Raw genomic sequence first — 14,567 nt, forward strand, 5'->3', positions numbered from 1 at the left:
CCAGTGATCGATCACTCCCAGCCTATGGGCCACCCCGCCCCCGTTTCCCCCACGTTCAGGTCAAGTCACGCCGCGTCGCCGACCGGTCGGCGGAAGTCGTCGCAGTACGCTCGCGGCACTTCCGCGACCCGAGAGGGGCCCGACCGTGAGCGTGCGCGTGCGCCGGATCTACGAACCGCCCGAGCCCGACGACGGCCTGCGCGTCCTGGTCGACCGGCTGTGGCCGCGGGGCGTGTCCAAGGACGCGGCGCACATCGACGAGTGGCCCAAGGGCCTCACTCCGTCGGACGAGCTGCGCCGCTGGTACCACGGCGGCGAGGGCTCGTACGAGGAGTTCCGGCGGCGCTACGAGGCGGAACTCGCCGCCCCCGAGGCCGCCGAACTCCTCGGCGGCCTCGGGAAGTCGGCCCGCAAGGGCCCGGTCACCCTGGTCACCTCGGCCAAGGACCCGGAGCGGAGTCACGCCTCGGTGCTGGCGCGGCTTCTGCAGAAGTGACGGCGGGCGGCACCGGGCCGAAGTGCGCTCGGACCGGGCCCTGGTGACGGCGACTCAGGCCGTCTGCTGGGCCGCCGCCCGTCCCGCGGCCCGGCCCGAGAACAGGCAGCCGCCGAGGAAGGTGCCCTCCAGCGCGTTGTACCCGTGGACGCCGCCGCCGCCGAAGCCGGCCACCTCGCCCGCCGCGTACAGCCCGGCGATCGGCTGCCCGTCGGTGCCCAGGGCGCGGGAGTCCAGGTCGGTCTGGATGCCGCCGAGGGTCTTGCGGGTGAGGATGTGCAGCTTGACGCCGATCAGCGGCCCGGCCTCGGGGTCGAGGACGCGGTGCGGGGTGGCGACCCGGCCGAGGCGGTCGCCGATGTAGCGGCGGGCGTTGCGGATGCCCTGGACCTGGGAGTCCTTGCTGTAGGGGTTGGTGATCTGCAGGTCGCGGGCCTCGATCTGGCGCCGTACCTCGGCCGCGTCCAGCAGCGGCTTGTCGGTCAGCCCGTTCATCTTCTCGACGAGCTTTTCGAGGGTGTCGGCCGTCACGAAGTCGGTGCCGTGGCGCACGAAGTCCCGCACCGGGCCGGGGGCGCCCTTGCCGAGCAGCCGGTCGCGCAGCACGGCCCCCCGGTCCTTGGCGGTGATGTCGGGGTTCTGCTCGGAGCCCGACAGCGCGAACTCCTTCTCGATGATCTTCCGGGTGAGGATGAACCAGGAGTGGTCGTGGCCGGCGATGTCCTCGGTGGTGCGCAGGTGCTTCAGGGTGCTGAGCGTGTCGTAGCCGGGCAGGCAGGGGTCCGGCAGACGGCGGCCGAGGGCGTCCAGCCACATCGAGGAGGGGCCGGGCAGGATGCGGATGCCGTGGCCGGGCCAGATCGGGTTCCAGTTCTGCACGCCCTCGGTGTAGTGCCACATGCGGTCACGGTTGACCAGCCGCACGCCGGCGTCGGCACTGATGTCGAGCATGCGCCCGTCGACGTACTCGGGGACGCCCGTGACCATCTCGGCGGGGGGTGTGCCCAGCCGCTCGGGCCAGTAGCGGCGGACGATGTCGTGGTTGGCGCCGATGCCGCCGCTGGTGACGATCACGGCCTGGGCGGTCAGCTCGAAGTCGCCGATACGGTCGCGGTTGGAGGCGACGCCGCGCGGGGAGTCGTCGTCGGCGAGGACGGTGCCGCGCACTCCGCGTGCCGTTTTGTCCTCGATGACCAGCTCGTCCACCCGGTGCCGGTGGTGGAAGGTGAGCAGCCCGTCCCGGGCGGCCTGCTCGGCGTACCGCGCGAACGGCTCGACGACACCGGTGCCGGTGCCCCAGGCGATGTGGAAGCGGGGTACGGAGTTGCCGTGCCCGTCGGCGCGCAGGTCGCCGCGCTCCGCCCAGCCGACGGTGGGCAGCAGTGTGATGCCGTGTCCTTCGAGCCAGGACCGCTTCTCCCCCGCCGCGAACTCGACGTAGGCGCGCGCCCAGCGCACCGCCCAGGAGTCCTCGTCGTCGGTCCGGTCGAAGCGGGCGCTGCCCTGCCAGTCGTTCCAGGCGAGGCCGAAGGAGTCCTTGATGCCGAGTCGGCGCTGCTCCGGGGAGTCGACGAGGAAGAGCCCGCCGAAGGACCAGAACGCCTGGCCGCCGAGGTTGGCGGCGTTCTCCTGGTCGACCAGGGCGACCCGCCGGCCCCGGCTGGTGAGTTCGTGCGCCGCGACCAGGCCCGCGAGGCCCGCCCCGACGACTATGACGTCCGCGTCCATGGCGACTGTGTCCTTCCTACGGAACTCGTACGGTGGTGCCGCTGCCGTCGGTCAGCAGCGCGGTGAGCAGTTGCTTGAGCCAGGCGCGAGCGGTCTCGACGTCCCGGTCCAGCAGCAGTTGGGTGGTCACGCCGTCGTAGGCGGCGACCACGGCGTGGGCGGCGCCGTCGACGTCGCCGAGGACGGCGGGGAGCGCGGTGTGGCCCCTGGCCCGGGAGAGCCGGTCGGCGATGGCCCGGCGCAGCCGGGCGCGGTGGTCGAGGAGGGCGTGGGCGACGTCCGGGTCGCGGGCGGCGTGCACCAGTAAGTCGGTCTTCACCAGCAGCCAGTCCACGTCCAGCAGGAGCACCTCGGTGACCCGGTCCACGGAGGCGGGCACGTCGAGGTCCGGGCCGTCCACGGCGAGCGCGTCGGCCACCTGTCCGGCGATGAGCTCGGCCCGTTCCCGGTAGAGGGCGAAGAACAGCTCGTCCAGGGTGGCGAAGTTGGAGTAGAAGGCGCCCCTGCTGAAGCCGGCGGCCTCGCAGACCTCCTCGATGGAGACCCTGCCGAAACCCTTGGCGGCGAACACGGTGAACGCGGCGTCGAGCAGCCGGGCCCGGGTGCGCACCCGGCGCCTGGTGACACGCCTGGCCGCCGTCTCCTCCGCCGCCATCCCCACCTCCGTTCGATACGCGAATGTATCCGATACACCGATGTATCGAAAGCCCTCACCGTTCCACGCCAGTCACGGGAACACATTTTCGATTCAGAGGTAGCCTGGGTCTCATGGCCACGCACCACCTCCAGGGCTCCCTCTTCGACCAGACCGACGAGCCCCGGCTCGGCCCCCTCGACGGCCTGCGCCGCACCGAGCTGGGCGCCGGCGCCTGGATCGACGTGCTGCCCGGCTGGCTGAGCGGCGCCGACCCGCTGTTCGAGCAGCTGGCGGCCGAGGTGCCCTGGCGCGCGGAGCACCGCAGGATGTACGACAACGTCGTGGCCGTCCCGCGCCTGCTCGCCTTCTACGGCGCGGACGACCCGCTGCCGCACCCCGTGCTCACCGAGGCCCGCGAGGCGCTCTCCCGGCACTACGCCGACGAGCTGGGCGAGCCGTTCACCACCGCCGGGCTGTGCTACTACCGCGACGGCCGGGACAGCGTGGCCTGGCACGGCGACCGGATCGGACGCGGCGCCCACGAGGACACGATGGTCGCCATCCTCTCCGTGGGCGAGCCCCGCGACCTGCTGCTGCGTCCGGCGCACGGCGGCGGCGGGACGGTCCGGCGACCGCTGGGCCACGGCGACCTGATCGTCATGGGCGGCTCCTGCCAGCGGACCTGGGAGCACTGCGTACCGAAGACCACCCGGGTCACGGGACCCCGCGTCAGCGTCCAGTTCCGCCCGCACGGCGTGCACTGAGGCGGACGGAACCCTGTCGTCCCCCGGGACCGCTCCCCCACACTGAGCCCGACGGGGGGGGAGGCCGGGGATGCGGGAGCGCGAGCGGCGCGGCGAACTCGACACCCTCCGCGCACTCGTCGTGCTCGGCCTGGTCTTCTTCCACGCCGCCCTGGTCTTCTCCCCCGACGACGACTACTACGTCAAGAACGCGGACACCACCGGCGCCGTCACCGTCCTCGCGGGCTTCGGCGTCGTCTGGGCGATGCCCATGCTGTTCCTGGTCGCCGGGCTCGGGGCCCGCCACTCCCTGCGCCGCCGCGGCCGGGGCGGCTTCGCCCGCGAACGCCTGCTGCGCCTCGGCGTGCCCCTGGTCGCCGTCACGCTCGCCCTCAACCCGCTCCCCCAGTGGCTGCGGCTGCGCGCGGCCGATCCCGGGTACCACGAGTCGTACTGGCATTTCTGGCCCCGCTTCCTGACCGTGCGCCCCGACCCCGCCGACTTCCCCTTCGTCGTCGACGGCCGGTACTTCGAGACGGGCCATCTGTGGTTCGTGGTCCTGCTGCTCACCTTCTGCCTGCTGCTCGCCCCGGTCGCGGCACCGCTGGCAGCCGCGGCCGAGCGCCTCGTCCCCGCCCTGGCCGGCCACCCGGTCCTGCTCCTGCTGCCCGCCCTGCCGCTGGCCGCGATCAACGCGCTGCTCGGCATGGAGGAGGGCTTCGCCGGCTGGAACCGCTGGGCGTACCTGCTGTTCTTCCTCCACGGCCACGCCCTCGCCGACGACGAGCGGATCCGCGCGGCCACCCGCCGCCTCGCCCCGCCGGCCGGGGTGCTGGGCCTGGCACTGTTCGCGGCGACCGCGCCCGGGTTCGTCACCCAGGACGACCCGTTCACGGCGTGGACGCCGTTCGCCCTGGTCACGCGTGCGCTCTTCGGCGCGGCGGGCTGGTGCTGGGTGGTGGCGATCCTCGGGTGGCTGGACCGGCCGCGCCCCGAGCGCGGGGAGGCACCGGCCCGCGGTGGCCGGCTCAAGGCCTACCTGGCCGTCGCCGCCCTCCCGCTGTACGTGCTCCACCAGCCGGTCCTGGTCGCCTTCGCGTACGGCGTCGTGGGCTGGAGCGCGCCGATGGCGGTCAAGTACGCGCTGATCGTGGCCGGTTCGCTGGCGGTGATCCTCGTCCTGTACGAGTACGGGGTGCGCCGGACGCGGGTGACGAGGCTGCTGTTCGGCATGCGGGCCGACCCGTCGGCCGCGGGCCCCGCCCGGTAGCCCCTTAGGGTTCGTCCCATGGCATTGCAGATCAGCGCCACCAACCCGGAGCACCCCGCGCTCCTGCTCGAACTTCCCTGGGGTGTGCCCCTGGAGGAGTGGCCCGAGGAGTACCTCGTCCCGCTGCCCCGCGGTATCTCCCGGCACGTGGTGCGCTACGCCCGGGCCGGCGACGAGGTCATCGCCGTCAAGGAACTCGCGGAGCGGCCCGCGCTGCGCGAGTACGAGCTGCTGCGCGACCTCGACCGGCTCGGCATCCCCGCGGTGGACCCCCTCGCCGTGGTCACCGGGCGCACCGACCGCACGGGCTACCCGCTGGAGCCGGTGCTGATCACCCGGCACCTGGGCGGCTCGATGCCGTACCGCTCGATGTTCGAGACGACCATGCGCCCGGCCACCATGCACCGTCTGATGGACGCCCTGGCGGTGCTGCTGGTGCGGCTGCACCTGGCCGGGTTCGCCTGGGGCGACTGCTCGCTGTCCAACACGCTGTTCCGGCGGGACGCGGGCGCCTACGCCGCCTACCTGGTGGACGCCGAGACCGGCGACCTGCACCCGCAGCTCAGCCCCGGGCAGCGGGAGTACGACCTCGACCTCGCCCGCGTCAACATCAGCGGCGAGCTGCTGGACCTGGAGGCGTCGGGGGCGCTGCACCCGTCCGTCGACCCGATCGAGTTCGGTCACGAGATCTGCACCCGCTACGACAGCCTGTGGCGGGAGCTGACCCGCACCTCCGTGTACCCGGCGGGCAAGTACCACTACATAGAGCGCCGGATACGCCGCCTCAACGACCTCGGTTTCGACGTGGCCGAGATGCAGATCGAGCACTCCTCCAACGGCGACACGGTCACCTTCGTGCCGAAGGTCGTGGACGCCGGCCACCACCAGCGCCAGCTGCTGCGCCTGACCGGCCTGGACACCGAGGAGAACCAGGCCCGGCGGCTGCTGAACGACCTGGAGAGCTGGATGGCGACCCAGGACGACTACGCGCCGGGCGACCCCCTCGCGGCGCGCCCCGAGGTGCTGGCGCACCGCTGGGTGCGGGACGTGTTCCGGCCCACCGTCCGGGCGGTGCCGCGCGAGCTGCGCGGCGCCATGGACCCGGCGGAGATCTACCACGAGCTGCTGGAGCACCGCTGGTACCTGTCCGAGCAGGCGCAGCACGACATAGGCCTGGACACGGCGGTCGAGGACTACATCGGCAACGTCCTGCCCAAGGCCCGCGAGACGCTGGAGCCGACCACGCCGGAGTGACCGGTCAGTCGTGCGGGACCACGGCCACCGGGCACTCCGCGTGGTGCAGCACCCCGTGCGCCACCGAGCCGATCCGGGCGCCGACCGCGGTCAGGTGCGCACGGCGCCCGACGACCATCAGCTGCGCCCGCCCGGCCACCGACAGCAGCACCTGCCCCGCGCTGCCCAGCTCCACATGCTCCGCCACGGGCACCTCCGGGAACCGCTCCCGCCACGGCTTCAGCGCCTCGGCCAGCGCCTTCTTCTCGTACGGCTCCAGGCCCCCGGCGTCGTCGAGGAGCTTGAGCGAGCCGGGGCTGTAGGCGAAGACGGGCGGCAGGTTCCAGGCCCGTACGGCCCGGACGGTCGCGCCGCGGGCCGCCGCCGTCTCGAAGGCGAACCGCAGGGCGGCGGCGCTGTCCTCCGGGCCGCCGTCCTGGCCCACGACGACCTCCCGGCCGGCCGCCTCGCCGGTCGGCCGGTCCTCGGCGCGCACCAGCACCACGGGCCGCGTGGCCTCGGCGATCACCTGCTGTCCGACCGAGCCCAGCAGGAACCCGACGACGGCGCCGTGCCCGCGCGAGCCGAGCACCAGCAGCTCCGCGTCGGCCGCGGCGGCGACCAGCGACTCCACCGTGCCGCCCTCGACGACGTCGGTGGTCACCGTCAGCTCCGGATGCCGCCCGGCGACTTCGCGCACCGCCTGAGTCACCGCCTCGGTCACCCACCCGTGCTGCGTCTCCCGGTCGGCCCCCTCCACCGTCTCGTACCGCCAGGCGTGCACCACTCGCAGCGGCAGACCCCGGCGTACGGCCTCCCGTCCGGCCCAGGCCAGTGCGGCGGCGCTCTCCTCCGTACCGTCGAACCCTGCCGTGATCGGGCGTGTCATGTCCGGGCCTCCTCGTAAATCGCTCTTTGTGCGGGCCAGTCTTCACTACCCTGCCCGCATGGCTTTGGAGTGGGAGCAGTTGATCGTGGACGCGGCCGATCCGGTGGCCCTGGGGCGCTGGTGGGCCGAGGCGCTGGGCTGGGTGGTGGTGACCGACACCCCCGAGGAGTACGAGATCCGGCCCGCCCCGGACCGGCTCCCGGGTCTGCTGTTCGGGGTGGTGCCCGAGCGCAAGACCCTCAAGAACCGGCTGCACCTCGACTTCCGCCCCGACGACCAGCAGGCCGAGGTCGCCCGCCTCCTCGCGCTGGGGGCGCGGCACGCGGACGTGGGGCAGAGCGGCGAGGAGCCGTGGGTGGTGCTGGCGGATCCGGAGGGCAACGAGTTCTGTGTGCTGGGCCCTCGCCACGGCTGAGCGTTGCCCCTGGGTGCCCCGCCCTGTACCGGGAGCGCACCGCGTCCTGCGTCCCGGAGCGCGGCGGCGGGATCGAACATACGATGGGCGGGAACCAGTGCGGTGACAACGGGGTGGGAGACGTATGGCACAGGCCGCCGACGCAGCGCGGACCGTCATCCTGACCGTGGACGACGACCCGGGGGTCTCCCGCGCCGTCGCCCGGGACCTCAGGCGGCGCTACGGCGAGTCGTACCGGATCGTGCGCGCGGAGTCCGGTGAGTCGGCGCTGGAGGCGCTGCGCGAGCTGAAGCTGCGCGGCGACCTGGTGGCGGTGATCCTGGCCGACTACCGGATGCCGCAGATGAACGGCATCGAGTTCCTGGAACAGGCACTGGACGTGTATCCGGGGGCGCGGCGGGTGCTGCTGACCGCGTACGCGGACACCAACGCGGCGATCGACGCGATCAACGTCGTCGACCTCGACCACTACCTCCTCAAGCCGTGGGACCCGCCGGAGGAGAAGCTCTACCCGGTGCTGGACGACCTGCTGGAGGCGTGGCGGACCAGCGACCACCGGCCGGTGCCGAGCACCAAGGTCGTCGGGCACCGGTGGTCGGCGCGGTCTTCGGAGGTGCGGGAGTTCCTGGCCCGCAACCAGGTGCCCTACCGGTGGTACTCCGTCGACGAGCCCGAGGGCGGGCGGCTGCTGGCGGCGGCCGGGCAGGACGGACAGCGGCTGCCGCTGGTGATCACGCCGGACGGCACGCCCCTGATCGAGCCCGAGGTACCGGAGCTGGCCGCTCGGGTGGGCCTGGCGACGACGCCGACGGCCGACTTCTACGACCTGGTGGTCATCGGCGGCGGCCCGGCGGGGCTGGGCGCGGCCGTGTACGGGGCCTCGGAGGGGCTCAGGACCGTGCTGGTGGAGCGGTCGGCGACCGGCGGGCAGGCCGGGCAGAGCTCACGGATCGAGAACTACCTGGGCTTCCCCGACGGCGTCTCCGGCTCCCAGCTCACCGGCCGGGCCCGGCGGCAGGCCGCCAGGTTCGGCGCGGAGATCCTCACCGCGCGCGAGGTGACGGGCCTGGAGGTCAACGGGGCCGCGCGCGTCGTACGGTTCACCGACGGCTCCGCGGTCGCCGCGCACAGCGTGATCCTGGCGACCGGCGTGCAGTACCGGCAGCTGACGGCCGAGGGCTGCGACGACCTGAACGGCTGCGGGGTGTACTACGGGTCGGCGCTGACGGAGGCGGCCTCCTGCCTGGGGCAGGACGTGTACATCGTCGGCGGCGCCAACTCGGCGGGCCAGGCGGCCATGTACCTGTCCCGGCACGCCAAGTCGGTGACACTGCTGGTACGCGGACCCGACCTGACGGCGTCGATGTCCTACTACCTGATCCAGCAGATCATCGAGGCACCCAACATCTCGGTGCGCTGCCACACGGTGGTCGACGCCGCCCACGGCACCGAGCACCTGGAGCGGCTGACGCTGCGGCACTCCGAGACCGGGGAGACCGAACAGGTCGACGCGCAGTGGATGTTCGTGTTCATCGGCGCGGCCCCGCTCACCGACTGGCTGGACGGCACCGTGCTGCGCGACGAGCGCGGGTTCATCCTCGCCGGGCCCGACCTGACGCCCGACGGGCGTCCGCCGGCGGGCTGGGAGCTGGACCGGCCGCCGTACCACCTGGAGACCAGCGTGCCCGGCGTGTTCGTGGCGGGTGACGCCCGCGCCGAGTCCGCCAAGCGGGTCGCGTCCGCCGTCGGAGAGGGAGCCATGGCCGTGATGCTCGTACACCGGTACCTGGAGCAGTCGTGAGCGGGCAGCCGATGCCGTGCAGCCCGCGCGAGATCGCCTCGCTGTTCCTGTTCGAGAAACTCACCCCCGAACAGCTCGGGCGGCTGTGCGAGGCGGGACGGGTCGAGCTGTTCCAGCCCGGCCCGGTGTACACCGAGGGCGACCCGGCCACCTGCTTCTACGTGATGATCGAGGGCACGGTGGTGCTCTCCCGCCGGGTCGGCGGCGACGACGTGGAGGTCATCCGGACCTCGCAGCGCGGGGTGTACTCGGGCGCCATGCAGTCCTATCTCGGGGACCGGGTGCGGCAGGTGTACAACAACTCGATGCGGGTGACGCAGCCGACGCGGTTCTTCGTGCTGCCCGCCGACACCTTCGCCGACATCATGAGCGAATGGTTCCCGATGGCCGTGCACCTGCTGGAGGGGCTGTTCTTCGGCACCAAGAGCACGCAGGCCGCGATAGGCCAGCGCGAACGGCTGCTGGCGCTCGGCTCGTTGTCCGCCGGACTCACCCATGAGCTCAACAACCCCGCGGCGGCGGCCGTCCGGGCCACGGCGACGCTGCGCGAGCGCGTGGCCAAGATGCGGCACAAGCTCGCCGTCATCGCCGAAGGCCCCTTCTCCCGGGAGGCGTTGGCGGACCTCATCGAGATCCAGGAGCGCACCGCGGAACGTGTCGCCAAGGCACCCGTGCTGAGTCCGCTGGAGGCCTCGGACCGGGAGGACGCGCTCTCCGACTGGCTGGAGGACCACGGCATCGACTACGGCTGGCAGCTCGCGCCCACCTTCGTGCAGGCCGGGCTCGACATCGACTGGCTGGAGCAGGTCGCGGCGGCCGTGGGCGAGGAGATCCTGCCCGGGGCCGTCGGCTGGCTCAACTACACGGTCGAGACCGAGCTGTTGATGAACGAGATCGACGACTCCACCAACCGTATCTCGCACCTGGTCGACGCCGCCAAGCAGTACTCGCAGCTGGACCGCGCGCCCTACCGGGTCGTGGACGTCCACGAACTCCTCGACAGCACCCTGCTGATGCTCTCGGGCAAGATCGGCCCGCGCATCGGCGTCGTCAAGGAGTACGACCGTACGCTCCCCGAGATCCCCGCCTACCCGGCGGAGCTCAACCAGGTGTGGACCAACCTGATCGACAACGCGGTCTCCGCCATCCGGAGCGCGGGCGGCGACGGCACGCTGACCGTGCGGACCGCGCTGGACCACGAGCGGGTGCTGGTCGAGTTCCGGGACACCGGCCCCGGGGTCGCGCCGGAGATCCGCGACCGCATCTTCGATCCGTTCTTCACCACCAAGCCGGTGGGCGAGGGCACCGGTCTGGGCCTGGACATCTCCTGGCGGATCGTCGTCAACAAGCACCACGGCACCCTCCGGGTGGAGTCGGTGCCGGGCGACACCCGCTTCCAGGTCCTGCTCCCCCTGACCGCCGAGACACCCGAGGAGACCCCATGAGCGGCGAGACCGCGATCGACCCGAGCGTCCCGCCGAGCGGCACCGGCTGCGTGGAGTGCGACGCGGCCGGCGGGTGGTGGTTCCACCTGCGGCGCTGCGCGAGTTGCGGGCACATCGGCTGCTGCGACGACTCCCCCTCCCAGCACGCCACCGCCCACTACCGGGAGACCGGCCACCCGGTGATCCGCAGCTTCGAGCCGGGCGAGGGCTGGTTCTGGAACTACGACACCGAGGAGGTGTACGAGTCCGGCCCCGAGCTCGCCCCGCCGGTCAGCCACCCGGCGGACCAGCCCGCACCGGGGCCCGCGGGGCGGGTCCCGGCCGATTGGGCGCAGACGTTGCGCTAGCCGCGGCAGTCGAGGGTGCTCAGGTCGACGGCGTCGGCCATCGCCTGCATGCCCTTGTCGTTAGGGTGCAGATGGTCGCCGCCGTCGAGGAACGGCAGCAGGCGCTCGGGGTCGTAGGGGCTGCGCAGCACGCGGTCGAAGTCGGTGACCGCGTCGAACTCCCCGCTGCCCCTGAGGTACGTGTTCACCTCCCGCCGTACGGCCTCCGCCGCCGCATCCCATTCGGACCAGCCCTTGAACGGGCCGACGGTCGCCCCGACGACGCACTTGCCCGCGGCGTGCGCCCGGTCGGCGATCTCGCGGTAGCCCGCGATCAGGTCCTGGGCGGTGACGCCGCTGTGCGCCTTGATGTCGTTGACGCCCTCGAAGAGGAACACGGTGCGCACGCCCGGCAGGGACAGCACATCACGCTCCAGCCGGTTGCGGGCGCTCTGCCCGGCACCGTCCGCCAGCACCCTGTTGCCGGAGATCCCCTCGTTGGCCACGCCCCGGAGCGCGCCACCGGCCGTGTGCAGCCGCCGGGCGAGGTAGTCGGGCCAGCGGCGGTCGAGGTCGCTGGTGGACTGCCAGCCGTCGGTGATGGAGTCGCCGAGGGCTACGACGGCGCCGGTGGCCGCGGCGGCGGGCCGGACGGAGACGGCGTCGAGGTAGAACCAGGAGCCGGTGGTGCCGGTCCAGTGGGCGGCGCTCTCCTCACCGGTCGCGTCGCCCTGGGTGACGTACGACGTCCGCATGGCCATCCCGTGTCCGGTGGCCGGGCCCGCCGCGTCCGGGCTGTGCAGGCTCACCACCAGGTCGGTCGCGGCGGGCACGGCGGCGGTCAGCGGGTCGCTCCAGACGGTCTCACCGGCCGGCACGGTGACCGTGCGGGCGCCGCCGAAGGTGAGGCGCCGGTTGCTGCCCCGCCGGAGCGCGGCGCCCTGGTCCCGGACGCCCGCGTACACGCTGTCCAGGGTCAGCGGGCGGTCGCCGAAGGCGTTGGAGAGCCGGACGCTCAGGCCGCTCCCGGCGGCGCTGGTGTGCACGACCAGCCGGTACGAACGGTCGGCGGCGCCCTCACCGAGGCGGTCGGCGCTCGCCGCCCAGGTGACCACGCCGGGCCGGGTGCCGGCTGCCTGGGCGGGAGCCTGGGCGGGCGCCGACTGGCAGGCGAAGGCGGTCAGCAGGACGACGGCGAGGCGGCGGGCCCGTGCGAGGCGGCCGGTCACCGGGCGAAGTCCTTCAGCGTGACGGACTCTCCGGGCCGCAGGGTCACGGTCCGGGACGTACGGCCGTGGGCCACCTTCGTCCGACTGCCGCCCACGCTGCGGATCCGTGCCTCGGTCGGCTTCCCGTCCTTCCATCGCAGGTCGACGACGAAGCCGCCGCGCGCCCCCGCCCCGGTGAGCGAGCCGGAGGCGGCCCAGGCGTCCGGCAGGGCGGGCAGGAGTTCCAGGTGGCCGGGGCGGGAGTAGAGCAGCATCTCGGTCATCGCGGCGGGTGTACCGAGGTTGGCGTCGATCTGGAAGATGCCCCGGCCCTGTTCGACCTGGTAGATGTCGAAAAGGTTGGGGGCCGTACCGTTGCCGCCGTCGACCGACGGGCGGAGGTTGTTGACGACCAGCTGGTAGGCCTTCTCGGAGTTCTTCAGCCGGGCCCAGCACAGGGCGCGCCAGGCGTTGGCCCAGCCGAAGCTCTCCATGCCGCGGGCGGTGAGCAGGGCGGTGGCACCGGCGACGAGGCCGGCGGGGGTGGAGCCGTCGGGGCGGATGCGGTCGCCGGGGAAGAGGCCGACGAGCGGGGACAGGTGCCGGTGGGTGGTCTCGCCGAGGTTGTCGGGGGACATCCACTCCTCCAGCCAGCCCGTCTTCGGACTCACCTGGGGCAGGTAGAGGCGTTCGCGCAGCCCGCCGATGGTGTCGGCGTATCCGGCATCCTTGCGCAACTCGGCCGCCGCGGTGCGGTAGTTGCCGAACAGCGCCCACACCAGCTCCTGGGCGTAGGTGATGCCCTTGGCGTCGAGGGGCCCGTGTTCGGGCGACCAGTCGCTGTCGGCGACGAGGACCCGCCGTGTCGTGCCGGGCTCGGTGGCGGGGATCAGCCGCGCCTCCCAGAACTCGCAGGCGCCCTTCAGAAGCGGGTAGATCCGCTCCAGGTGGGTGCGTGAGCGGGTGAACTCGTAGTGCTCCCACAGGGTGTTGCACAGCCAGGCGTTGCCCGCCGGGTGCCACCACCAGCCGAGGCCGCCGTGGATGTTGGTGGAGACGGCGACGGTCCAGCCGGCGTTCTTGCCGCTGGAGTTGCGGTAGCGGTTGCGCCGGTCGTCGAAGTGGTCCCGGGTGAGCGCCGTCCAGGACGGGAGCTGGGCGAGACAGTAGTCGGTCAGCGCGTCGAAGCAGTCGGACAGGCCCGCCCGGTCGGCCATCCAGTAGTTCATCTGGACGTTGATGTCGGTGTGGTAGTCGCCCATCCAGTCCGGGTCGTTGCCGTCGAGCCACAGCCCCTGCAAGCCCAGCGGGAGACTGCCCCGGGAGCCGGAGATCATCAGGTAGCGGCCGAACTGCAGGTAGGCCGCCTCCAGTTCGGGGTCGGGCTCGCCGTCCCGGGCGCGGGCCCGGATCCGCTCCCAGGTGTCCAGGGAGCGCTGGGTCGCGGAGGAGGTGCCGAGGGAGACGTCGAAGCTCCCGAACAGCTCCCGGTGGTCGGCGACATGGGTGCGCAACAGCGTGTCCGTCGGGTGGCGGGCGGCGGTGCGGACCTTGGTGCGGGCCAGGGCCCGCGGGTCGAGGTCCGGGTTGCGGTAGTGCGTGGCCGCGTCGGGCGCGTAGTCGGTGCCGCCGCTCACCACCACGGTCAGCTCCGTGCACCCGGAGAAGGCGATGTGCGTGCCGCTCACCCGGACGCTGCCGCCCTTGCCGTGGACGGTGACGGCGGCCCCGTACCGCAGGCCGTTCGGGAAGGATCCTGCGAACGACTCGGCACTCGTGGGCTCTTCGCCGTGTGTCCCCTCCAGGGTCACGGTGCCGGTGTGGTGTCCGCCGCCGCTCTGGGTGAGGTGCAGGACGATCACGTCGTCGGGTCGGCTGGCGAACAGCTGCCGCCGGTAGGTCACCGAGGAGCGGACGTACGTCGTGGTCACGAGGCCCTGGTCGAGGTCGAGGGTGCGGCGGTAGCCGGAGACGGCGGACAGGTCGTGGTCGGGGAGGTCGAGGGTGAGGCGGGCGAGCAGGGTGAAGGAGCCGAAGTCGTCGCGGCCGTAGCGGAACTGGCCGTCGGCGTCGAGGGTGTCGTCGAGGCCGCCGGTCCACATCGTGGCGTCGGTGATCAGGAGGAGTTCGCGGCCGGGGTCGTTGCTCGCGAGGGCGCCGAGGCGGCCGTTGCCGACGGGCAGGCCCTGGCGGATCATCGAGTGCTCGTCGGCGGGTGCCTGCCACCACAGCCGGTGGCGGGGACGTCCTTCCGCCGCCGGGGCTTCGGCGGGCCGCCGGGGTGCGGCCGTGGCGGTGAAGGCGGGCAGCCCGGTGAGGGCTCCGGTCGCGGCGGCGAGGGCGAGGAAGCCGCGTCTGCTGGGGCGGTTGTCCATG

Annotated in this window: 13 protein-coding genes; 8 read left to right on the top strand and 5 right to left on the bottom strand. The window is 72.8% G+C overall.

Going from position 1 to position 14,567, the window contains the following annotated elements:
• The first annotated feature begins 145 nt into the window (after positions 1-145).
• Positions 146-496, top strand: a complete 351-nt coding sequence (locus tag ACZ7L0_RS40915) for a DUF488 domain-containing protein (protein WP_471247672.1) — start codon at positions 146-148, stop codon at positions 494-496.
• Between the two features lie 54 nt (positions 497-550).
• Here ACZ7L0_RS40915 and ACZ7L0_RS40920 read toward each other — a convergent pair whose 3' ends face one another.
• Entirely contained in the window at positions 551-2,224 is a 1,674-nt protein-coding gene (locus tag ACZ7L0_RS40920) for an FAD-binding dehydrogenase (protein WP_471247673.1), read from the bottom strand.
• 16 nt (positions 2,225-2,240) lie between these two features.
• Positions 2,241-2,879 carry a TetR/AcrR family transcriptional regulator gene (locus ACZ7L0_RS40925; RefSeq protein WP_471247674.1) on the bottom strand — a complete coding sequence of 213 codons (639 nt, stop codon included), beginning with the start codon at positions 2,877-2,879 and terminating at the stop codon, positions 2,241-2,243.
• A 113-nt stretch (positions 2,880-2,992) separates the two neighbouring features.
• Between ACZ7L0_RS40925 and ACZ7L0_RS40930 the strand changes: the two genes are divergently transcribed.
• The 3 genes from ACZ7L0_RS40930 (at position 2,993) to ACZ7L0_RS40940 (ending at position 6,128) form a co-directional block, all read left to right on the top strand.
• Positions 2,993-3,625 (top strand): alpha-ketoglutarate-dependent dioxygenase AlkB, encoded by a 633-nt coding sequence (locus ACZ7L0_RS40930; RefSeq protein ID WP_471247675.1) that lies wholly within the window; start codon positions 2,993-2,995, stop codon positions 3,623-3,625.
• 70 nt (positions 3,626-3,695) lie between these two features.
• A complete protein-coding gene (locus ACZ7L0_RS40935; RefSeq protein ID WP_471247676.1) occupies positions 3,696-4,874 on the top strand; it encodes an acyltransferase family protein in 1,179 nt (392 codons plus the stop codon).
• A gap of 18 nt (positions 4,875-4,892) precedes the next feature.
• Positions 4,893-6,128 (top strand): DUF4032 domain-containing protein, encoded by a 1,236-nt coding sequence (locus ACZ7L0_RS40940; RefSeq protein ID WP_471247677.1) that lies wholly within the window; start codon positions 4,893-4,895, stop codon positions 6,126-6,128.
• A gap of 4 nt (positions 6,129-6,132) precedes the next feature.
• Here ACZ7L0_RS40940 and ACZ7L0_RS40945 read toward each other — a convergent pair whose 3' ends face one another.
• Positions 6,133-6,996 carry a universal stress protein gene (locus tag ACZ7L0_RS40945; protein WP_471247678.1) on the bottom strand — a complete coding sequence of 288 codons (864 nt, stop codon included), beginning with the start codon at positions 6,994-6,996 and terminating at the stop codon, positions 6,133-6,135.
• Positions 6,997-7,054: 58 nt separating this feature from the next.
• On the opposite strand from ACZ7L0_RS40945, the gene ACZ7L0_RS40950 reads away from it, so the two are divergent.
• The 4 genes from ACZ7L0_RS40950 to ACZ7L0_RS40965 all read left to right on the top strand — a co-directional run bounded on the left by ACZ7L0_RS40950 (position 7,055) and on the right by ACZ7L0_RS40965 (position 11,004).
• Complete coding sequence (locus ACZ7L0_RS40950) at positions 7,055-7,411, top strand: VOC family protein (protein WP_471247679.1); 357 nt, start codon at positions 7,055-7,057, stop codon at positions 7,409-7,411.
• A 124-nt stretch (positions 7,412-7,535) separates the two neighbouring features.
• Positions 7,536-9,212, top strand: coding sequence for an NAD(P)/FAD-dependent oxidoreductase (locus ACZ7L0_RS40955; RefSeq protein ID WP_471247680.1), 1,677 nt, complete (start codon positions 7,536-7,538; stop codon positions 9,210-9,212).
• Complete coding sequence (locus ACZ7L0_RS40960) at positions 9,209-10,657, top strand: ATP-binding protein (RefSeq protein WP_471247681.1); 1,449 nt, start codon at positions 9,209-9,211, stop codon at positions 10,655-10,657. The genes ACZ7L0_RS40955 and ACZ7L0_RS40960 overlap by 4 nt, the downstream gene beginning before the upstream one ends.
• The gene (locus ACZ7L0_RS40965) at positions 10,654-11,004 is read left to right on the top strand and encodes a UBP-type zinc finger domain-containing protein (protein WP_471247682.1); all 351 of its coding nucleotides are present in this window, start codon (positions 10,654-10,656) and stop codon (positions 11,002-11,004) included. The genes ACZ7L0_RS40960 and ACZ7L0_RS40965 overlap by 4 nt, the downstream gene beginning before the upstream one ends.
• Here the strand turns inward: ACZ7L0_RS40965 and ACZ7L0_RS40970 are convergent.
• Positions 11,001-12,212: an SGNH/GDSL hydrolase family protein gene (locus ACZ7L0_RS40970; protein ID WP_471247683.1), complete on the bottom strand. Its 1,212-nt coding sequence runs from the start codon at positions 12,210-12,212 to the stop codon at positions 11,001-11,003. The two genes, ACZ7L0_RS40965 and ACZ7L0_RS40970, sit on opposite strands and share 4 nt — an antisense overlap.
• Positions 12,209-14,566: a glycosyl hydrolase family 95 catalytic domain-containing protein gene (locus ACZ7L0_RS40975; protein ID WP_471247684.1), complete on the bottom strand. Its 2,358-nt coding sequence runs from the start codon at positions 14,564-14,566 to the stop codon at positions 12,209-12,211. The genes ACZ7L0_RS40970 and ACZ7L0_RS40975 overlap by 4 nt, the downstream gene beginning before the upstream one ends.
• Between the last annotated feature and the right edge of the window lies 1 nt (position 14,567).

The organism is Streptomyces sp. NPDC039424 (assembly GCF_055639495.1).